Origin of the sequence: Nocardiopsis alba (genome assembly GCF_000710955.1) — a bacterium.
GTDB classification, from domain to species: Bacteria; Actinomycetota; Actinomycetes; order Streptosporangiales; family Streptosporangiaceae; genus Nocardiopsis; species Nocardiopsis alba.
This window is the reverse complement of sequence record NZ_BAZE01000011.1, coordinates 151472-172599: the sequence shown is the minus strand read 5'-3', so window position 1 is coordinate 172599 and position 21128 is coordinate 151472. Positions and strand designations below refer to the sequence as shown.

The 21128-nt window shown below is 68.6% G+C and carries 14 protein-coding genes; 4 read left to right on the top strand and 10 right to left on the bottom strand.

Features of this window, described 5'->3' with window-relative positions; all coding sequences use genetic code 11:
- The first annotated feature begins 12 nt into the window (after positions 1–12).
- The 3 genes from TR33_RS19660 to TR33_RS19650 all read left to right on the top strand — a co-directional run bounded on the left by TR33_RS19660 (position 13) and on the right by TR33_RS19650 (position 3584).
- On the top strand, positions 13–1026 hold the full coding sequence (locus TR33_RS19660) for an alpha-ketoacid dehydrogenase subunit beta (protein WP_014908958.1): 1014 nt from the start codon (positions 13–15) through the stop codon (positions 1024–1026).
- A 10-nt stretch (positions 1027–1036) separates the two neighbouring features.
- Positions 1037–2320 (top strand): dihydrolipoamide acetyltransferase family protein, encoded by a 1284-nt coding sequence (locus TR33_RS19655; RefSeq protein ID WP_014912256.1) that lies wholly within the window; start codon positions 1037–1039, stop codon positions 2318–2320.
- A 163-nt stretch (positions 2321–2483) separates the two neighbouring features.
- Positions 2484–3584: a hypothetical protein gene (locus TR33_RS19650; RefSeq protein WP_042284640.1), complete on the top strand. Its 1101-nt coding sequence runs from the start codon at positions 2484–2486 to the stop codon at positions 3582–3584.
- 150 nt (positions 3585–3734) lie between these two features.
- On the opposite strand, the gene TR33_RS19645 is transcribed toward TR33_RS19650, so the two are convergent.
- The 6 genes from TR33_RS19645 to TR33_RS19620 all read right to left on the bottom strand — a co-directional run bounded on the left by TR33_RS19645 (position 3735) and on the right by TR33_RS19620 (position 9118).
- On the bottom strand, positions 3735–4502 hold the full coding sequence (locus TR33_RS19645; RefSeq protein ID WP_017534305.1) for an ImmA/IrrE family metallo-endopeptidase: 768 nt from the start codon (positions 4500–4502) through the stop codon (positions 3735–3737).
- Between the two features lie 17 nt (positions 4503–4519).
- The gene (locus tag TR33_RS19640) at positions 4520–4858 is read right to left on the bottom strand and encodes a helix-turn-helix domain-containing protein (RefSeq protein WP_014910002.1); all 339 of its coding nucleotides are present in this window, start codon (positions 4856–4858) and stop codon (positions 4520–4522) included.
- An 89-nt stretch (positions 4859–4947) separates the two neighbouring features.
- Positions 4948–6309, bottom strand: a complete 1362-nt coding sequence (ccrA, locus tag TR33_RS19635) for a crotonyl-CoA carboxylase/reductase (RefSeq protein ID WP_042284638.1) — start codon at positions 6307–6309, stop codon at positions 4948–4950.
- 80 nt (positions 6310–6389) lie between these two features.
- Positions 6390–7397, bottom strand: a complete 1008-nt coding sequence (locus tag TR33_RS19630) for an NAD-dependent epimerase/dehydratase family protein (RefSeq protein WP_017534304.1) — start codon at positions 7395–7397, stop codon at positions 6390–6392.
- 10 nt (positions 7398–7407) lie between these two features.
- Positions 7408–8208 (bottom strand): ABC transporter permease, encoded by an 801-nt coding sequence (locus tag TR33_RS19625; protein ID WP_014911462.1) that lies wholly within the window; start codon positions 8206–8208, stop codon positions 7408–7410.
- Positions 8201–9118, bottom strand: coding sequence for an ABC transporter ATP-binding protein (locus TR33_RS19620; RefSeq protein ID WP_234305895.1), 918 nt, complete (start codon positions 9116–9118; stop codon positions 8201–8203). The genes TR33_RS19625 and TR33_RS19620 overlap by 8 nt, the downstream gene beginning before the upstream one ends.
- 329 nt (positions 9119–9447) lie before the next feature.
- Between TR33_RS19620 and TR33_RS19615 the strand changes: the two genes are divergently transcribed.
- Positions 9448–10212 carry a TetR/AcrR family transcriptional regulator gene (locus TR33_RS19615; RefSeq protein WP_234305894.1) on the top strand — a complete coding sequence of 255 codons (765 nt, stop codon included), beginning with the start codon at positions 9448–9450 and terminating at the stop codon, positions 10210–10212.
- Between the two features lie 74 nt (positions 10213–10286).
- Here the strand turns inward: TR33_RS19615 and TR33_RS19610 are convergent, their stop codons facing one another.
- The 4 genes from TR33_RS19610 to TR33_RS19595 are packed head-to-tail and all read right to left on the bottom strand — an operon-like array spanning position 10287 to position 21058.
- Positions 10287–11027 carry a methyltransferase gene (locus tag TR33_RS19610; protein ID WP_042284735.1) on the bottom strand — a complete coding sequence of 247 codons (741 nt, stop codon included), beginning with the start codon at positions 11025–11027 and terminating at the stop codon, positions 10287–10289.
- Positions 11028–11059: 32 nt separating this feature from the next.
- On the bottom strand, positions 11060–11797 hold the full coding sequence (locus TR33_RS19605; RefSeq protein WP_108914158.1) for a thioesterase II family protein: 738 nt from the start codon (positions 11795–11797) through the stop codon (positions 11060–11062).
- A 20-nt stretch (positions 11798–11817) separates the two neighbouring features.
- Positions 11818–17787: a type I polyketide synthase gene (locus TR33_RS19600; RefSeq protein ID WP_042284634.1), complete on the bottom strand. Its 5970-nt coding sequence runs from the start codon at positions 17785–17787 to the stop codon at positions 11818–11820.
- Positions 17771–21058 carry a non-ribosomal peptide synthetase gene (locus tag TR33_RS19595; RefSeq protein ID WP_042284631.1) on the bottom strand — a complete coding sequence of 1096 codons (3288 nt, stop codon included), beginning with the start codon at positions 21056–21058 and terminating at the stop codon, positions 17771–17773. Before TR33_RS19595 ends, TR33_RS19600 begins: the two co-directional genes overlap by 17 nt.
- Between the last annotated feature and the right edge of the window lie 70 nt (positions 21059–21128).

Below are 21128 nucleotides of genomic sequence, written 5' to 3'. Positions count from 1 at the left end.
GGAACCAGTCACATGTCCGTGATCACATACCGCCAGGCTCTGCGGGACACCCTGCGCGCCGAGATGGTGCGCGACGAGAACGTCCTCGTCATCGGCGAGGAGATCGGAGTCTTCGAGGGCTCCTACAAGATCACCGAGGGACTCCTCAAGGAGTTCGGGCCCCGCCGCGTCAAGGACACCCCGATCGCCGAGGAGGGCTTCGTCGGCGCCGCCATCGGTGCCGCGATGCTGGGCCTTCGCCCGGTCGTCGAGCTGATGACGATCAACTTCTCGCTGATCGCCATCGACCAGATCATCAACCACGCCGCCAAGATCTACGGCATGTTCGGTGGTCAGACCAGCGTTCCCCTGGTCATCCGGACCCCCGGCGGCGGTGGCCAGCAGCTCGGCGCGACGCACTCGCAGAACATCGAGCTGTTCTACTCCTTCATCCCCGGTCTCAAGGTGATGGCTCCCAGCACCCCGGCCGAGGCCTCCTCCATGCTGCGCGCGGCCATCCGCGACGACGACCCGGTCCTGTTCCTGGAGAACCTGGGTCTGTACAACTCCAAGGGCGAGGTCCCCGACGACTACGCCGAGCCGAAGAACGACAACGTCGCGACCATCGGCCGCGCCGCCGTCACCCGCGAGGGCAGCGACATCACGCTGATCGGCTACTCCCGGATGGCCATGGTCGCCGGCCAGGTCGCCGAGAAGCTGGCCGACGAGGGCATCAGCGTCGAGGTCGTCGACCTGCGCAGCCTGCGCCCGCTCGACCGCCAAACCTTCGTGGACTCGGTCAAGAAGACCGGCGCCGCGGTGATCTGCGAGGACGACTGGCTCACCTACGGCATCGGCGCGGAGATCGCCGCCTCCATCCAGGAGGGGGCCTTCGACTACCTCGACGCCCCGGTCCGCCGGGTGGCCATGGCGGAGGTTCCCATGCCCTACGCCAAGCCGCTGGAGACCGCGGCCCTGCCGTCGGTCGAGTCGATCACCACCGCGATCAAGGAGACCCTGAGCGCCGTCGGCAAACGGGTCGGGTAGAGGAGTTTCAATGAGCGAGATCCACATGCCGCGCCTCTCCGACACCATGGAGGAGGGCGTCATCTCCACCTGGGTCAAGAAGGTGGGGGACAAGGTCGCGGCCGGTGACGTGCTGGTCGAGATCGAGACCGACAAGGCCGTCATGGAGTTCGAGGCCTACGAGGACGGCTACCTCGTCAAGCAGAACGTCTCCGAGGGCGACACCGTACCGATCGGCGAGGTCATCGGCCTCATCGCCGACTCCCCGGACGCCGTGCCCGAGGAGAGCCCCGCCCCGGCCGCCCCCGCGGCCGAGGAGAAGGCCGAGGAGCCCGCCGCCGAGGAGAAGCCCGCCCCCGCCGCTCCGGCCGAGACCGCCCCCGCGGCCTCGTCGGACGAGGCTCCGGCGGACCGTCCCCGTACCTCCCCGCTGGCCCGCCGGCTGGCCAAGGAGTACGGCCTGGACATCACCAAGATCAAGGGCTCCGGACCCAAGGGTCGGATCGTCCGCGCCGACATCGAGGCCGCCGCCAAGGACGGCTCCGCCGAGCACGCCGCCCCGGCCCCCGAGCCGGCCGCGGCGAAGTCCGCTCCGGCCCCGGCCGCTCAGGCCTTCGACGATGGTCGCGACTCCGAAGAGCTCAAGATCAACAACGTGCGCAAGGTGATCGCGCGCCGTCTGACCGAGAGCAAGCAGACGGTCCCGCACTTCTACCTGCGCCGGACGATCGACGCCGAGGCCCTCAAGGCCTTCCGAGGTCAGATCAACGAGCAGCTGTCCAGTACCGGCGTCAAGATCAGCTTCAACGACCTGATCGTGAAGGCCTGTGCCACCGCGCTCAAGCTGCACCCGGCCGTCAACACCTCCTGGGTCGACGAGAAGCTGCTCCAGCACCACCGGGTCAACGTCGGTGTCGCGGTCGCCGTGGACGCCGGCCTGGTCGTTCCGGTGCTGCACGACACCGACAAGGCCACGCTGTCGGAGATCTCCACCCGCACGCGTGAGCTGGCCGGCAAGGCCCGCGACAACAAGCTCAAGCCGCAGGAGATGAGCGGCGGCACGTTCAGCGTGTCCAACCTGGGCATGTTCGGCGTGGACAGCTTCTCCGCGGTGATCAACCCGCCGGAGGCCGCCATCCTCGCGGTCGGCGCCATGCGCCAGGAGCCCGTGGTCGTCGACGGTGAGGTGCGGGTGCGCAACCGCATCTCGCTGGAGCTGTCCGTGGACCACCGCGCGGTCGACGGTGCCGTCGGCGCCGCCTTCCTCAAGGACCTCGCCGAGATCCTCGAAGAGCCGATGCGCATCATCCTGTAGGGATGTCGTGACGTCGTAGCACGTCGCGGCGTTCGGACGCCCCGGCCGGAACCTTCCGGTCGGGGCGTCCGTCGTCATGTCGGGCCCGCTCCCCGATTCCTCAAGGCGTTCTCGTCCCCTGCCCCTGGCAGGATCTTCTCGTCACCGAAAGGAACGGACACCCATGACGAACACCCTCTGGCCGGCCGACCGGGTCGCCGAACTCGCCGTCCTCCTCCGAGGGTTCCGCCCGGGCAAGTGGACCGAGGCGGACCTGTCCCAGGGGGCGGTCGCCCAAGGCTGGGAGTGGAGCGCGGGAGAGCTCGGACCGATCCTGCACACGGGCCGACCGTTCGGCGAGGGGCAGCTGCTGCCCGTCGAAGACCACATGGACATCCACGTGACCACCGAGGAGTACACGGGGCTGCACTTCCCGCTGGGACGGGTCGAGGGCGGTGTCCGGGAGCAGGTCGAGGCCTTCCGAGAGACGGGTCGTGTCCTCCGCGAGCGGCTCGGCGAACCGAACGTCATCGGCTCGGACGATCCCGACGATCCTCTGCACGGTTCGGCCCCGGAGTGGGGCGCGCCCTTCCTGCGCTGGAGGGATCGGGCCAACAGCCTGGAGCTGCGGGTCTCCGGAAGGGGAGACCCCGTGCTGTCACTGCTGCCCACCTCTCCCGCCGAGGGCCGGTACCGGTACGACCGCGAACACGGGGCGGGCCTCGTGGGCGGCTTCCTCGGGGTCTCCCTCACCGGGGACATCGCCGGTATGACCATCGCCGGGATCACCAGGGGAGACGACTGGAAGGGCTACGCGCGCCGGCTGGTCGACGTCCTGCGCACCATGCCCGCCGAGCTGACCGCCCTGGGGTTCGAACGCTCCTTCGGCCTGCACGGTGACATCCCCGGTGAAGGAGGGCCCTGGGTCTTCCAACTGGCGCTCGGGCAAGACGTGGAGCTGGGGCTGGACGAGGCCGCGGCCGACATCATGAAGCGCTCCCCCGAGATGCCCGATCCCGAGGAGCTGGGCTGGACCGAGGCCACCGAGGCGCGGCACCTCCAGGAGGAGATCGCCTACCTCGCGCCGAGCTACCGGTACGACGAGGTCAACGCGGTGCGGCTGGCCATGCTGGTCCTGGAGACCGCCGAGGCTCTGGGCATCGCCTCTCCGGAGGGCCTGTCGCTGACCGACAACGGCGGTCGTATCCCCAACCCCGGCGGAGACGGCCCGCACACGGACTACCGGATCAGCGACTACGGCCTCGCCGTCACCGAGAACCCCTGACCGGAACCGGAAGGACCACCATGGTCCGCGCTCGGAGGTGCGTCCCTCCCCCGCGTCCGTGGGCCGATCCCTCCACCGGCCACCACCGCCCCGGCCGCCGATAGCGGCCGGGGCGTGGCCGTTCGGCGGCCGCCCTCGTGGGTCCGCGGGTCAACCGGCGAAGCGCGGACGCCGTACGGGAACCACGCCCGCGTCCCGCAGTTCCATCTCGGCCTCCTGCCTCGTGATACCGCGCAACGTGGCGATGGCCTGTACCGACAGGACGCCTTCGGCGTAGGCGTTGACGGCCCGGCCGAGGAGTCGTTGCGGTGCCCGGCGCCGGGCGGACTCTTCCCGCAGGGCACGGTATTGATCGCTCCACCCGAACCGCGTCGCCAACTGCGGCGTGGTGGGCGACAGCCACGCCCGTTTGGTGGCGTCGTCGATGTAGCCGGCCTGGCACAACGCGATCGCGGCGATCGGCGGTGCGACCAGGAAGCGCTGGACGACCTCGGAGAGTTCGGAGAGTTCGGCCTTGGCCGGTGATCCTCGTTCACCGAGGAACTCGCGCAGGCCGTCGAGGGGGACGAGCAGATGCCGTGCGAAGGCGTCGGCCCGGCTCTCCTCGAAAGGGGGGTGACCCCAGGCGCCCGCCGGACCGCCCATCGCGTCCCCGAACAGGACATGGCCCAGTTCGTGGGCGAGTGTCTTGCGTTGCCGCATGGGGCGACGAGTGGACGCGACACCGATGAACATGACGTCTCGTTGCCGGTCCCGCACCATCATGCCGTGATGGTCCTGGTCCGCTTCGAGCGCGGCCACGTTGATCCCCGTGGCCCGCTCGATGATCGCGATGAGGTCGCCCAAGGGCTGCACACCGAGATTCCGTTCCTCCCGGAACCGTTCGGCCGCGGTGCGGCCTTCGACTTCTGCGCTCACGTTTCGACCGTCCGGTTTCAGGTTGTGGCGGAGACGGCCTGGTCGTCCAGGTAGGCGTCCAGTTCCAGGAAGTCCAGCAGTGTCTGGCGCATGCCGCTCATCGCGGAACCGGTGGTGAGGAGGGGCACGCACTGAACCCGCTCGGCCACCGTCCCGACCCCGGTGAGCTGGGCGACCGTACACCCGGTCTCCCAGGCGATCGCCGCGATCTCGGCCGTCTTCGCCTCCCGATTCCCGGAGATGATCCGCGACAGGGTGGACTGTGAGATGCCCGTGGCATCGGCGAGAGCACGCTGGCTCAGACCCGCCGCCGCCCGGGCTCGCTCGATCCGTGCACCGATATCCGTCAACGACATTGCCACCGACCTACCAATGTGAATCATTACCAACGGCCATCAGATCAGTAGAGGAATCACGAATTTCCCGATTCCGGAAAAGAGCGGAATCAACCGGAGACCGTGTCATGCGCGTCGCCCTCACGAAAACGTTCGATCTGCTCGACGTGCGAGGCCCGGAACTCGGGAGCGTCGATTCCCAGACCCGGCCGGGGTGCCAGGGCCAGCACACCGACCTTGCCGCTGTGCTCGTTCTGGTGCACCCGACGAGCGGCCAGTCCCACGTCGTCCAATCCGTACACCGCGGAAAGGGTCGGGTGGATCACGCCCTTGGCGATGAGTCGGTTGGCCTCCCACGCCTCGCGGTAGTTCGCGAAGTGCGTACCGACGATCCGCTTCAACCCCATCCACAGATAACGGTTGTCGTACTGGTGCTGATAACCGGAGGTGGACGCGCAGGTGACGATGGTGCCGCCGCGCCGCGCCACGTACACGCTGGCGCCCATCGTCTCCCGCCCCGGGTGCTCGAACACCACATCGGGGTCGTCGCCGCCGGTCAGGTCGCGGATCCGGGCACCGAAACGCTTCCATTCCTTGGGGTCCGGTGTGTCCGGGTCGCTCCAGAACCGGTAGCCCTCGGCCGCCCGGTCGATGATCAGCTCCGCGCCCTGGGACCGCACCAGGTCGGCCTTGGCCCGGCTGGAGACGACGCACACTGGGGTGGCCCCGGCGCGCAGCGCCAACTGGGTGGCGTACGAGCCGAGTCCACCCGCGGCCCCCCAGATGAGGACCACGTCTCCGAGCTTCACACGCGCCCCGTTGCGGGAGATGAGCTGACGATAGGCGGTCGAGTGCACCAGCCCTGAGACCGCCGACTCCTCCCAGGTCAGGTGGGCGGGCTTGGGCATCAACTGGTTCGCTTTGACCAGGCTGAGCTGAGCGAGCCCACCGTAGTTGGTCTCGTATCCCCAGATGCGCTGCTCAGGGTCGAGCATGCTGTCGTCATGACCGTCCGCTTCGGACAGTTCGACCGACAGGCAGTGCGCGACCACCTTGTCACCGGGCTTCCATCGCCGTACGCCCGCTCCGACCCTCAACACGACACCGGACATGTCCGAACCGAGCACGTGGAACGGCTGGTCGTGGATCCCCGCGGAGGGGACCTGACTCGCGTACCGCCGGAGGAAGCCGAACGTGGGAACCGGTTCGAAGATCGAACTCCAGACGGTGTTGTAGTTGATGCTGCTCGCCATGACCGCGACGAGTACCTCCCCCACACCGGGCTCGGGTGTGGGCACTTCGCGGAGGGTCAGCGACTTGGCCGGGTCCCGGCTCTGCGACGGCAGACCGGAGAACATCTCCGTGTCCTCCCGTAGAACGACCGCCCCCTTGTAGCTCTCCGGGACGCCCATGCCGGCGACCGTGTCGGCGTCGATGTCACCTGAGGCAAGATAATCCGCGATTTCCCGCATTCGACCTGTCCCTTTCACGATTTCCGGCATTGGGGGCGTTCTCCTTTGTTCTCCGAGCCACGAGGGTCCGCGACCCGGGGTCAGGGAACGGCGGTGTCGATCCTTTCGAGCAGTTCGGTCTCCTCCACCGAGGTCAGACCGGCCTGCCGTTCACGATCGAGCCCGGCCTCCTTTTCGTACGCCAGGGTCGCTTCGGCGGTTTCGGCGAGAGGACGGACGGACAGCCCCGCCTCCAGGGCGGGGGCGGTGTCCCGGTCGACCACTCCGTGATGGCTCTCGGGGAGCCAGAGCGGCAGCGAGTGCGGCCCCTGCCAGGGCATCACGCCCGCTTCGAAGAGCCGGTCCGGTGACACCGGAACCCGTTCCAGGTCGGAGGCGCCGACCGCGTCCGCTATCCCCTCCAGCACCGACCCCAGCGTCGTCCGCGGACCGGACGCGTCGAAGGTTCCGGTGAGTCCGCGCTCTCCGGAGAGCACGATCCACTCCGCGAGGTCGCGCACGTCGATCAGTTGGCACGGCTGGTCGGGTGCGTCGGGAACCAGCGCCCGCCCGCCGCGGGAGAACCGGGCCGGCCAGTACCCGAACCGGTCGTACGGGTCGCCGGGGCCGCAGACGAGACCGGGCCGCACCACCAGGGCGCGGTCGCCGACCGTCTCGACGACCGCCTTCTCGGAGGCGACCTTGATGGACCCGTAGGCGCCGAAGTCCTCGGGGCCCTCCGGGTCCGCGTAACGCGGTTCCAACAGGGGGTCGTCCACACCGCCGCCACGACGGGACAGGTCGGAGTACACGTTCATCGTGGAGACGAACGTCCAGTGCCCGGCCGTATCCGCGAACTCGGCGAGGGCCTCGCGCACCCACCGGTAGGAGATGATCGCCGTATCGACCACGGCGTCGAACCTCTCGCCGCGCAGCGGAGCCAGTCCGTCCTCGTCGTCACGATCCACTCTCACCAGTCGGGCGCCCTCGGGGACGGGCCCGGACCGACCTCTCGCCGCGCAGACCACCTCGTGTCCGCGGGCCACCGCGGCGGCCGCCACCTCTCGGGACAGGAACTGAGTACCGCCCAGTACCAACCAACGACTCATTTCGTCACTCCTAACCACGTCGGATCACGGCGCGAACACTGATGATCAGCCCCAGCAGGCACCACACGATGAGCACCACCAGGCCCTGGCCGCTGGGCTCGAACCTGTCCGAGAGCAGACCGGCGCGCAGCAGGTCGGCCGCGGCCTGGAAGGGAAGGACGCTGTGAACGGCCTGGAACCATTCGGGCAGCTGCTCCTTCGGGAAGGTGACGGGCGAGAAGAGCATCACGAAGAACACCATCACCTGGCTGACCAGCTGCGACATCATCGGTGACAGCAACATCGCCGTCGCGTAGCCCACCGAGACGGCCATGATCGTGGCGAGCACGAACGCCCCCACCAGCAGCGGCCAGTCGATCGAGTACTCGATCCCGTAGCGCAGGCGGGCCACCAGCACCGTCACCGGAATGCTGGGCAGGGCGATGACCAGCCAGACCACCAGATCGGCCACCAGCAGCAGCGGACGCGGAACGGGCAGCGCCCGCTGATAGGTCAAGGTGCCGCTGGTCCGGGCACCGGCCACCCCCCACGGGCACAGGACCAACCCGATGACGAGGATCAGGATCGTGGGAGCGCCCGTGGACAGCAGCTCGGCGGTGGGGGCGTCGATATCGGGGACGAGGAGCCCGAACCCGACGACGACCGCTCCCGCGATGGCCGCCTGGACCACGATGAACAACGGCATCATCGCCCCGGTCTGGGCCATCGTCCAGCGCAACAGGGTCCAGACCGTCATCCCCAGGTGGGCGCGCTCGGGGATCGGTGGGAGCGCTTGACCCTCACGGCGCTCGCGCGTGATCGCTTCAGACATGGGCGGACTCCTCGTGGATCGATTCGGCGTCGGCCGTGGCTGCGAGGTAGGCGTCCTCGAGCGTGGTGGGTGTGAGCGTGTATCCCTCGACCCGACCGGAGGCACGGAGCGCGGTCGCCCAGGCGACCGCGGTCGCGGCGTCGGACTCGGCGAGGCTCAACAGCACCCGACGCCCGTTACGGACTCGGCGGACGAACCGGAAGGGCGGTTCCTGGGAGGACGGGTCCTGGGCGTCCAGGGGCAGGGAGAGCTCGAGACGCATTTCGTCTCCCTCGGCTCCGCGCAACTGGCTCGGCGACCCGGAGGCCACCGCTCGACCGCGGTCGAGCACCACCAGCTCGTCCATCACGTGTTCGGCCTCGGCGACGTTGTGCGTGACCAGCAGGACCCCCGCTCCCTCGTCACCGAGCCGGCGGACCATGTTCCACAGCCGCCTGCGGCGGGCCGCGTCCACGTCATTGGTCGGCTCGTCGAGGATGATCAGCGGCACCGGTGCGACCGCGGCCATCGCGAACGCGGTCAGACGGCGCACCCCGCCGGAGATCCCCCCGCCGTCGGGAGTGGCCCGCCGATCGATCCATTCCCGGATGTCCAGCTCATCGGCCATGCGCTCGGCGGCGTCCCGAGAGGCCGAACGGGACATGCCGCGCAGCCGCCCGGCGATCACGATCGCCTCCTTGGGCGTCAATCCGTCCAGTGGCGCCTGGGCCTGGGCCTGAAGAGCCACACAGCGACGCGCCGTACCGGGGTCGGCGACGGCGTCGACCCCCACCACCCGGATGGACCCGCCGTGGGGTCGGAGCAGCCCTACGACCTGGGAGACCAGGGTGGTCTTGCCGGCACCGTTGTGCCCCAGCAGACCGACCACCTCTCCGGGTCTGACCCGCAGGCCGACCTCGTCGTTCGCCACGACCGAACCGAATCGCCGAGTCAAGCCCTCGATCTCGAGTATCGCGTCACCCACGCGTCACCTCCGTAGCTTCCTCGCGGCTCACAAACCATCAGACTTGAAATACCGCTGGTATCTTCGTAACAACAGTAGGAGCGTACCGATGGAACGTCAAGACTGCTACCGTTGAATGAGAGGTGACCCGAGCGTGACCGGCGGAGGGCGCTCTCCAAGGGGCGTCGGACAGGAGGAGACCCCGTGGCCGGACGAACTTCCATGAGCCCTCGGGCGGCGTGCCGCGCACGGCACGTGATCGCGCCAGATCCACGACGACCCTCCGGGCTTTCAGGATGAGCTCCGAACGGGATTACGCCAAGGGCTACAATAAGAACATGGATCAAAATCGGCTGACGCCCGTTCGAAGGAAACGAAAAACGCGGGCCGAGCAGAAGCAGGAAACCCGCAATGCTCTGATCGAGGCGGGTCTTTTGACCTTCAGCCGTGACGGTTACCATGGCGCTTCATTGGAGGAGATCGCCGATACCGCAGGATTCTCAAAAGGGGCGGTCTACTCGAATTTCGGAGGCAAATCCGAACTCTTTCTCGCGGTCCTGGACTACAATCTCAGCATCTTGCGCGGGGAACAATGGGACCCTCTCTCCCTCGCCGGTTCCGCCGGGGAGGCCCTCCCCGGCCAGATCTTCGACGACCGGGACCAGGCCGAGAAGCTGGTGCGCGGATTCGAGCTCGCGACGCTGGAATTCATCACCACCGCCGCCCGGGACGACGCGCTCGTCCCGGCTCTGCGCACCCGGATCCAGGCTCTGCTCGATGCCTACCAGCGCGTCGTGGTCACCCACCGGGCACCCGACGAGGAGCTCGAGGTCGACGAGATCGCCCGGCTCATGGCCGCTCTCGAGCAGGGTGTGTCCGTCCTCGCCCTCAGCGGCATCTCCTCGATCGACGGTTCTCTGCTGCGCCTGGGGATGCGGCGACTGCTCGGCGACTCGGGCGGCTCCACCGACCGGTCCGATCACACCTCGATCCTGCCCACCGTCGAGCAGGTGCAACGGCTGATCAACGACGGCACGTCGGAGTCGGACACCTCCGATTAGGCCTGATCTCCGGCCGTGCCCGCCGATCGGCGGGCACGGCCGGAGACCCGTACGACGGGCTCCGCGCGTGCGGGTCAGTGCCGTTGGAACTCGAACATGGTGAAGTCCACGTGGACGACGCCCTGTTCGTCGGCGGCGGCGGTGGCGGCGGGCGGAGACCCCATGAGCACCGCGGGGATCCCGATCGACTCACTGCGGTACACCCGGCCCGAGAAACCGGCGTCGGCCGCCAGTGTCCGCAGCCCCGCGGGGTCGCCCAGCGTCTCACTGGTCAACATGTAGATCCGCCCTCCGTCGGCCAGGTGCGGCCTGACCTCCTGGAAGAAGCGCCGGTGCAGCGCGTACCCGGGGTCGAAGACCGACCGCTCCACCTCGGTGGCGTGTCGACGCGATTCCGGCGCCCTGACCAGCGGGGGGTTCGAGCAGACCAGGTCGAACTCGTCGTCCGGGTCCAGTTCGGCGAACAGGTCGCTGGTCAACGCCTCCACCCGGCCGGCCAGACCGTGCCGGGCCGCGTTGCGCCTCGTGTTCTCCGTCGCGGCGGGGACCACGTCCAGGCCCACCACCCGCGTGCAGCCGCTCTTGGCCGCGACCACACAGGTGACGCCGGCGGCACAGCCGACCTCCAGGAACCGGGAGCCCTCGGCGAGTGGCAACCACGAGGTGAACAGGCGTGTCCCCGGATTGGGCTTCCAGACCCCGGGCAGCACGTCCCATCGCATCCCCATCAGGGTCGTGGTCGACCTCGCGCCGTCCGAACCCTCCGTTCGCGACAGCAGCCAATCGCCCACCTCGGCCGCAAGGGCGTTCTCCATGTTCCGTCCCTCCGTCGCCCGCGCTCGAACCATCAGAGAACCTCTCCCCCCGGGCGCGCAGGCGCGCCCACGGCCGTACGCGTCTCCCTCAGCTGCCACGCCAACTGGAGCCTCGACTCCATCAGCGCCACCATCGACTCACGGTGTCGATCCAGGAAGAAGTGCCCGCCCTCGTATTCGTTGACCTCGAGCGAGTGATCTGTGTAGTGCTCCCACTGATCGGGGGTCACCGTGTCGCCGCGCCCCAGCATCAGCACGAGGGGGCAGCGCAGGGGCACGCGCCCGGTGTCCTGATAAGCACTCAAAAGGCGCAGGTCCGCCTTGATCGCGGGCGCGAAGTACGTCATGAAGTCCGCGTCCCGCAGGTACTCCTCCGGCACTCCGCCGTAGCGCAGCAACACGTCCCGGAAGCCCTCGGGCGTGTCCAGGTTCCCGACCCTCCTGAACCGGGCCCGGCACGGCGCCGAGGAGCCGGAGCTGAAAAACGTCAACGGCGCGTTTCCCAGCCGATCCTGGCACAGTTTCGCCACCTCGTAACCGAGGACGCCGCCCATGCTGTGACCCCAGATCGCGTAAGGACCGCGAAGCACGTCTTCGAACTCTTCGAAAATGTCTTCCGCGAGTTCACCGACCGATTCGGGCATCGGGGTGTTCAACCGGTTCTCGCGCAAGGGGTATTGGACGATGTTCAGGTCCACGATTCCACTGAACGCCTGCTGCCACCGGCTGTAGTAGAACCTGCCGGCGCCCGCGTGCGGAAAACACACCATCGAAATACTGTCCATAAGGATTACCGGGCACCTTCCGATTCGACGTTCACGTCCGACTCCCCGGACTCGGCCGCGGCCCTCCGCGCCAGATACTCGACCTCCTCGTCGAGGATGGAGACCACCTCGGCGGGGTCCTCGACCCACGTGGACAGGATCACGATGTCCTGTCGGGTCCCGCTGACCTTGGACACGCAGTAGCAGTCGGCGTAGTCGAGCGTGTCCTGGTCCTCGGTGAGCAGTTCGAGGGTCATGTCCCAGATGGCGTCGTACTCGGCCTCGGTGCTGCCCGCGAAGTTGAGCATGCACGACGGTCGGAACCCGGTCCCCCGGGCCTCCTTGGTCGTCTGGAAGACCTTCCCGTACTTGAGCGCCGTCAGCGGGCCCGTGACGAGGTTCGAGAAGTTGACGTTGAACTTGTTCATCGATTGGAACTTCTGCTGGATGAGCACCTCCAGGTCCTCACGAACGCCCTGCTCTCCGGACACCACCAGGGGCAGGACGTCCGCCACCATCCCCATCACCCCGGAGTAGTCCACGTCCTCGTACACACGAGAGTTGAAGACCAGGTCGAGCGCGACCTTGTCGACGCCGAGCAGTCGGGCCACCAGACGCGCGTAGAGGTACAGGACCAGGGAGAACGGCTCGACGTCCTCTCCGTCACCGCTCTGTAGGCGCCGTAGGTCGACCGAGTAGCGGACGTCGCACATCCGGCCGGTCCCCCGGCCCTCCGACGCGGCGAGGATCTCCTTGCCGTACCGCCCCCACGCTTCGAGATCGAACCTCTCGATGATCTCGTCGGCGCCGATACCCACCGGGCCCTTGCCCGTCTGCTCCTTCAGGTGCCGGAAGCTACGCGTGCGGGGCAGCGCCCGGGTCGTCCCCTCCGCCAGTTCCTGATAGCGCTTCACCAGGTCGGCGCGGAAGGCCTGACCGGACGCACCGTCGAAGATCGAGTGGTCGAACTGGAAGATCATGTCGTAGCTGCGTTCGTTGTACTTGACCAGCACCGCCTGGTACAGGATCGTGTCGGTCTTGAGGTCGACATTCCATTCACGTTTGACCAGCTCCGCCCGTACTTCCTCCTGGCGTCGCAGCGGGAGCGCCGAGAGATCGATCCGGGGCAGCGTGAACGTCATCGGGGGCTCGTGCTCCTTCCACATCCTCCGTCCGAGGGATCTGACGAGGACACTGCGCATGAGCCCGTGGCGTCCGACGACGTCGCCCAGCGCACGCTCCAGCACGTCGACGTCGATCAGCTCACGGAACTGCACCAGGTACAACTGCGGGCGCGCCCCGCGTGAGAAGTAGTGCTTCTGGGTCCCGCTGATGGGATAGGTCCATCGCACCGGCCGGGACAGGATCGAGCGCCGCATGTCCTCCTGTCGCCGGTCGATCTCGCCGAACAGCCGGTCCAGGCCTCCCTCCCGGGTCGGGTCGCCGCCGAGCCGCAGGGAGGCGAAGTCCCGTCCGGCCAGGAAGTCCCGCTCGGCCTCCCTCGGCAGGATGTAGTGCGGTGTGAAGGCCTGTGGCAATCGCAGTTCGTTGATCCTCCTGACGATCGACACCCGGTCCTCCTCGCGGAAGCCGTCGACGAACAGGACGACCAACTCCTCCTCGTCGGCTCCGGCGGTGATCTCATAGAGGGCGCATCCGCTCTCCAGGCGCTCTCCGAGCAGGGCCGCCGCGCTCTCCAGCGAGTCGCACTCCTGATTGACCTGCTTGTCCGATCGGGCGAGCAGCCCGGCCAGCTCGCCGATGGTCGGATGGCTGTGCACGTCGCTGGCCAGAACGGTGTAACCGTGCCGCTCCAGGGCGCTGGTGAACTGGATCAGCTTCAGTGAGTCGAGCCCGGTGTCGAACAGATCGGCGCGCGCGTCGATCCCCTCCAGGCCGAGCAGGTCGGCCATCTCCCGCTCGATCACCGCCGCGACGGAGCTCCGTTCGTCGACCGCGCCGGACTCCTCCGGCTCCCCGATCGCCTTCCGTGTCGCCGCCGTCTCCAGCAGGTCCAGCCCGTGGTAGCCCGTCCGCATGCCGGAGACACGCATCTCGTACAGCAGGTCCAGCACCGACGGGTCCCCGTCATCGAGCCGCCCGAACGAGTACAGTCGCACGCCGTCGGCCTCCGCGTCGGTCACCGCGTTCCGGGCGAACCGGGCGGTGACGTCCGCGTTCCACTCGAACCGGTCGAGGTCGGCACGCGACACCACGCCGTACGAGGTTCCCAGTTCGTCCCCGGCCTCGCGGAGGCGGCGCGACAGCGTCCCCGGGTCCGGAGCGTCCGAGGCGTCGGAGCCGGTACGGGCGGCGTCCCGCAACGACGTGTCCCAGAGCACCAGGTGCGTCGTCCCCTTCAGAGCGCGGAGCCGGGAGATCAGACCTTCCGTGGTGTCCTCCCCCGTACGTCCGGTGACGGCGGCCATGACGGTGCTCCGTCCCTCCGTCCGGGCCCCGGCCTCCGTCGGCCCGTCCGCGCCGACGGCGAAGGGCAGGACGTCGACGCTGCGTTCGGGGCCGGTCGCCGAGAGCACGTCGTCGACCGCGTCGACCGGGCACACGACCACCGTCCGGCCGGAACGGGCCGCGGACCGACCACGATGACCGTGCAGCGGCACCATCGCGGGAACGAACCGGCCGCCGTCCCGGTAACGAGCGGCGACGGCCTCCTCCCTCTCCGCCTCCAGCTCCCTGCGCAGGCTCTCGCTCCAGGCCCTCGGGCCGCCGGGAGCGGTCAGCGCGGTGTCGCATCCGAGCGCCCGGACCCGCAGGTGCGGGTACTCCAGGTTCAGGCCGATCATCTCCGGCAGCGGTGGACCCTCGGGGCCGGCGGGGGCGACGGTCTCCAAGAGCACCAGATCGCGCACCGGCCTGTCCCGCAGACCGGATACGACGTCGCACAGCCGCCGCACCAGTACCGACGCGTCCGCGCCCGGCCGATGGTGGACCACCACGGTGTCCCCGACCAGCGCGTGTTCCTCCAGGTCCGCGGCCAACCTCCGCAGATCGTCCTCATGGCCTCGACGAACGCGGGCGCCGACCGCCCCGTCGAACCGGTACTCCCCGCCGAACTCGACGTAGAGCGGCGTCCAGTACGGCACCTCGTCCATCACGCGCCGGATCCGCGACCGGTCCTCGGTGAACACGAGGAGCACCCTGTGCCTGCCGCTCTCACCCGAGTCCGGGAGCAGAGCGGAGGACCAGGTCAGCTGGAGCGCGTGCCGCGGTGCTCCGGTGGCGGGAACGGACACCGGCCGCCGTTCGACGACGGGGCGCGGCCGGTCGTCGGCCGTGGAGAGGAGCTGTTGGAACTCGCCGATGTCGATCGGGTACTCGGTCCGGTCGAAGGCGTAGAGCGGGAGCCGCACCTTGCTCGGCGCTCGGCCCTTGTGGAACGCCGGCCAATCCAGCGCGACGCCCGCCTCCCACAGCTTCCTGATCGCGGTGGCCAGGTGCTCGCCGTCGTCGACCTCCTCCAACCGGTGGCGCAGCATATTGATCGCACCGGTCCGCGTGCCCCGGGCGGTACCGCGTACGAACGACGACAGTGACTTCCCCGGCCCGACCTCGACGAACAGGGCGTCGCCCCGCTCCATGATCGTCTCCACGCCGTCCTTGAACCGGACCGTGCGTCGGATGTGCTCGCAGTAGTAGTCGGGATCGGTGGCCTGTTCCGGTGTCACCCACGTACCCGTCACGTTCGAGACGTAGGGGATCTCGGGCGCTCTGAGGTCCACCGACGAGGCGATCTCTCGGTACTCCTCCAGGATCGGCTCCATGTACTGCGAGTGGTACGCGTGGGCCGCCTCGACGTGGGTGAAGGTGATCCCCTGCTCGGCGCACCGCTCCTCGAACGCGGCGATCGCGGCGGAGGCGCCGCTGACGGTGCAGTCCTCCGGCGCGTTCACCGCCGCTATGGAGAGCTCGTCGGTCAGCATCGGCCGGATCGTGTCCTCGGACGCCTTCACCGAGGTCACCGCGCCCTCGGGGGTGGTGTCCACCAGAGAGCCCCGGGTCAGCACCAGCCGGAGCCCGTCCTCCAGGGAGAACACCCCGGCCACGCACGCGGCCACCAGTTCGCCGGTGCTGTGCCCGATCATCCCGCGCGGCCGGATCCCCCAGTCGAGGAGCGTGCGCGCCATCGAGTACTCGACGACGAACAGCAGGACCAGGCTGACCGCGATGTTGTTCAGCTGCTTCTCCTGCGCCACCGTCTCGCCGAAGAAGACCTCCCGCACCACCGGGCTTCCGAGTTCGTCGGTGATGGCCAGGCAGTCGTCCACACGGGCCCGGAAGACGCTCTCGGTCTCGTAGAGGCCGCGGGCCATACGCAGGTGCTGCGCGCCCGCCCCGCTGAAGAGGAGGTAGACGTCGCGCCGCCCGTTCCTGGGCAGGTGCGCCGGTTCGTCTCCGGCGTCCAACGACTCCTGTAGACGCTCCCTCAGCCGACCGATCCCCCCGAAACCGACGGCGTAGCGATACGGCAGGTCGCGCTGGCGATTCTGGAGGGTCCAGGCGAGATCGGCGCCGTCGATGTCCGGGTTCGCGGCCAGATGGTCGACGAAGTCCCGCTTCATCCGCGTGATCGCCTCGGCGGAGGCCGCCGACAGCACGAACGTGTTGTGGGCGCGGCCGTCGGAGGCCGGACGCCGGGGTTCCGGGGCCTCCTCCAGCACCAGGTGGGCGTTGGTCCCGCCGATGCCGAACGCGCTGACGCCCGCCCGTAGCGGGAGTTCCCGCCCCGACTCGGACCGTTTGCGCCGCATCTCCTGTCGCTCCCCGGCGATGTAGAAGGGAGTGCCGTCGAGCCTGATCCCCGGGTTGAGCGTGTCGAAGTGCAGGCTCTGCGGGATGGTGCGTTCCTTGAGCACCTTGCAGGCCTTGATGAACGAGGCGACCCCCGCGGCGGTGTCGAGGTGCCCGATGCTCGCCTTGAGCGAGCCGACGCCGCACGAGTCCGGTTCACCGGGGCCGAACGCCTTGGACAGCGCCTCCATCTCCACCGGGTCGCCGAGGGCGGTGCCGGTGCCGTGCGCCTCCACGTAGGAGATCTCGGAGGGTTGCACCCCGGCGACGCGATGGGCCTTGCGGATGACCTCCGCCTGCCCCTCGATGCTGGGCGCGGTGTAGCCGACCTTGCGGGTGCCGTCGTTGTTGACCGCGGAGCCCTTGATCACCGCGTAGACGCGGTCTCCGTCGCGCAGCGCGGCCTCCAGCCGCTTGAGGACCACGATCCCGACGCCATTGCCCTCGACGGTGCCGCCGGCCGCCGCGTCGAACGCCCGGCAGTGCCCGTCCGGGGAGTGCACCATGTTGGGCCGGTGCTGGTAGCCGTTCTTGTGGGGCAGGCTCAGACCGCTCCCGCCGGCCAGCGCGATCTGGCACGAGCCGGTCCAGACGTTGCGGCACGCCACGTCGATGGCGACGAGGGAGCTGGAACAGGCGGTGTGCAGAGTGAAGGCCGGACCCCTCAGACCGAGGGAGTGGGAGATCCGGGTCGCGGCGAAGTCCTTGTCGTTGAGCTGCATGCCGGAGAAGGCCGAGCCCGCGTCCTCGTTGAACCTCCGCTGGGTGTCGACCTCCCAGGGCATGTTGTTCGTCGCGCCCAGGAACAGGCCGATGGCCTCCTTACGTCCCTCGGCGGAGTAACCGGCGTCCTCGAGCGCGTGGTAGACCTCCTCGTGCAGGGCGCGTACCTGCGGGTCGAGCACGGTCGCGTCGGCGGGCGTGTAGTTGAAGAACCTCGAATCGAAATACTCGATGTCCGGGAAGACGCCCTTCGCCCGAACGTAGTGCTCGTCCTCCAGCGCTTTCGGGGAGACCCCCATCTCGATCAGCTCGTCGTCATCGAACCGGGAGATCCCTTCGACTCCGGCGAGCAGGTTGCTCCAAAGGTCCTCGACCGACGCGGCCGAGGGAAACCGACCCGCCATGCCGATGACGGCGATCTCCAGTCCGGTGTACCGGTAGTCGGGCTCAGTCGCGTCGGACATCGTCGACGCCCCCTTCACTGTCGTCCATCATCCGGGCCATCAACAGCTGTGTCCTTACCGCCTGCTCCTGCTCGGGCTCGTCCTCGGGTTCCTCGTCCACGGACGGTCCGGCGACCGAACCCGAGTCGAGGTGCTCCGCCAGCGCGGAGATCGAGGTGAACTCGAAGAACAACGTCAACGGCAGATCGCGGTCGGCCTTCGCGCGCAGCCGGTTCCTGATCGCCAACAGCGTCAACGAGGTCACTCCCAGGTCGAAGAAGTTCCGCTCGACGTCGACGTCACCGCTGTCGACCTCGAGGACGTCCGCCACGATCTCGTGCAGGATCCGCTCGGTGCCGTGGGCCGGCCCCGGGTCCCGGCGGGCGCGGTCGGCCACGGCGCGAAGACGGGAGCTCTCCAGCCTCTCCTTGTCGACCTTCCCGTTGCGGTTGATCGGGACGGCCTCGATCCGCGTCACCGAGGCGGGGATCATGTAGCCGGCCACCTTCGTGCCCAGCTCCCGCTGCACACGGTCGGGGGTCAGTTCCCCGTCGGCCACGTAGTATCCGGCGAGCCGTGTGCCGTGCTCGAGCTCGACGGTGGTCACCACGGCCTCCTTCACTCCCTCGACCGAGCACAGGGCGTTCTCCACCTCGCCCAGCTCGACCCGGAATCCGCCGACCTTCACCTGGTCGTCCATGCGGCCGAGGCAGTCCAGGGTGCCGTCGGGAAGCTCGCGAACCAGGTCCCCGGTGCGATAGAGGCGTTCTCCGGGGATCCTCGCGAGGGAGACGAACCGCTCGCGGTTCAGATCCGGCCGGTCGTGGTAGCCGGTGGACACGCCCTCTCCTCCGACGCACAGCTCTCCGACCGCGCCCGGCGGCAGAGGGTTCAGGCCGTTGTCCAGGACATGGGCGGTCGAATGGGCGATCGCCCGGCCGATGGGGACGCGCGCACCCTCGAGGTCCTCCGGCCGGATGGTGTGCGTCGTGGAGAACACCGTGTTCTCGGTCGGCCCGTATCCGTTGACGAGCTTCACGTCCGGACAGGCCTGGGCCACCTTCGCGACGTGTCGGACCGACAGCGCGCTGCCCACTACGCACAGGTATCGCAGCGGCGCGAAGATCTTCGGATCGTGGTCGCCGTGCTGGTTGAAGAGCACCGTCGGGATGGTGACGTTCCGGACTCCGTGCCGGACGATCGTGTCCCGGAAGCGATCGGCGTCGAGCAGGTCCAGTTCGTCGTCGGGGAGGACGAGCGTCCCCCCGCTCAGCAGCGCCCCCCACACTTCGAGGGTGCTTCCGTCGAAGGCGGGCGAGTTGACGAACAGAATGGACTGCTCCTCGCGGAAGTCCACGAACTCCTGGTCGGCGAAGAGCCGGAGCACGTTGCGGTGCGTGATGTAGCAGCCCTTGGGCACGCCCGTCGACCCGGAGGTGTACATGAGGTAGGCGCGGTCCTCGCCACTGATCCTCGGCGGCTCCGGGGCGTCCCGGCCGGTGTCCTCTCCGGGCCCTTCGACCAGGAGGGCCTCCACCGAGCTCGGGACCAGGTCGGTGAAGTCCGCGACGGTGCACAGGTGTCGCACCCCGGCGTCGGCCAGGACGGTCTCGATGCGTACCGGGGCGTCCTTGACGTCGACCGGGACATAGTGGTTCCCGGTCTTGAGGATCGCGAGAAGGGCCACCACCAGTTCGGGACGGCGGTCCGCCAGGACCCCGACCCCGGTGCCCCCGCCGACGCCCCGGTCGATGAGGGTCCGGGCGACCGCGTCCGACCAGCGGTCCAGGGTCCGGTAGGTGTACTCCGTGCCTCTCCAGACCATGGCGGTCCGGTCGGCGCGCGTACGGACGACCTCCCCGAACACCTCCGCCAGGGAGGAATCGATCGGGATCCGACCCGCGCCGGTCGGCGCGGGCTCCGACACGTGCGGCTCCGGCTCCCACATTCCGATGTCCCTGACCCGGACGTCGGCGTCCCGGACCACGGCGGACAGGACGGCGACCAGGCACCGTTCCAGCGTCTCCATCAGACCGTCCGAGTGGACGGCGGCGTTGTAGAGGAAGGCCACACCCAGGCGGGCGCCGGGGGTGACCACGATGTTGAAGTCGTAATCGGTCCGCTCGAAGACCTCGACGCCGTGGAGGCGAGGACCACCGCCCTCTCCCGCCCCGAAGTCCCGCAGCCGCTCCGACAGCGGATAGTTCTCGAAGGCGATCACGTGGTTCAACAGCGCGTTGCGCAGCGGCGACAGGCTCTGCACCTCGTGCAGCGGGAAGTGCTCGTGGCCGCTCGCCCTCAGAGAGTCCGCGTGCACCGCACGGCACAGGTCCGCGAACCCCGTGTCCTCCCCCGCCGTCACCCGCACCGGCCGGGTGTTGGTGAACAGGCCGAGCATCTCCTCGATGCCGTCCATGTCGGCGTTGCGCCCGGAGACCACGCTGCCGAAGACGACGTCGTCGGTGTAGGTGAACTTCTGTAGCACCACGCCCCACACCGTTTGGAAGACGCTGTTGGGCGTCACCGAGAGCCGACGCGCGAGGGACACCAGACCGTCGTGGAGGTGCCGCGGCAGCTCGAACCGATGGGTCGCGTCGACGTAGTCCGCTGATCTCTCGGGCACCGCGGACGGCGCGCCGCGACGGTCCCGAGGGAGCGACGCGGGACGCTCGTATCCGTCCAGCGCCTCCGTCCAGAACCGCCGCGCCTCGTCCTCGTCGTGCCGGTCCTCGTACCAGGAGACGTAGTCGGAGTACGGGCGGTCCTCGTACCGTTGGGTGAGCGAACCGGTGCGGACCAGTTCGTCGTAGTACCCGAACCAGGTCTGGAACAGCGGTGCCAGCGACCAGCCGTCCAGGATGATGTGGTGGAAGGTGACGACCAGGTGCCAGTGGCCGTCGCCGGTCCGCAGCAGCGCCGCCCGCAGCAGCACGTCCGCACCGAGGTCGAAGCCCCTGGCCCGGTCGGCGGCCTTGAACTCCTCGACCGCCTGTGCGGCGTCCTCCCGGTCGCGGTGGTCGATCACCTCGAACCGGGGCGGCCACTCCTTGAGGACCAGCTGGTAGGGGTCGTCGGTCCGCTCGAAGGAGAAGACCGTCCGCAGCACGCTGTAGTGGCGCGAGGTGGCCACGAGCGCCTCGCGCAGCCGGTCGGCGTCCACGTCGCCGGTACCGGTGAAGTCGAACTGTTCCACGTACGCGTCGGATCCGGTGTCGACGGCGTAGCTGAAGAACATGCCCTTCTGCATCGCGGCGAGGCCGGAGACCGATTCGATGTTCTCTGTGTCAATCATGAACTGAGCTCTCTCTGTACGCCACGTGCGGCGAGGACGCGGGTTCCGAGGGGGAGGGGTCCGTGCCCGG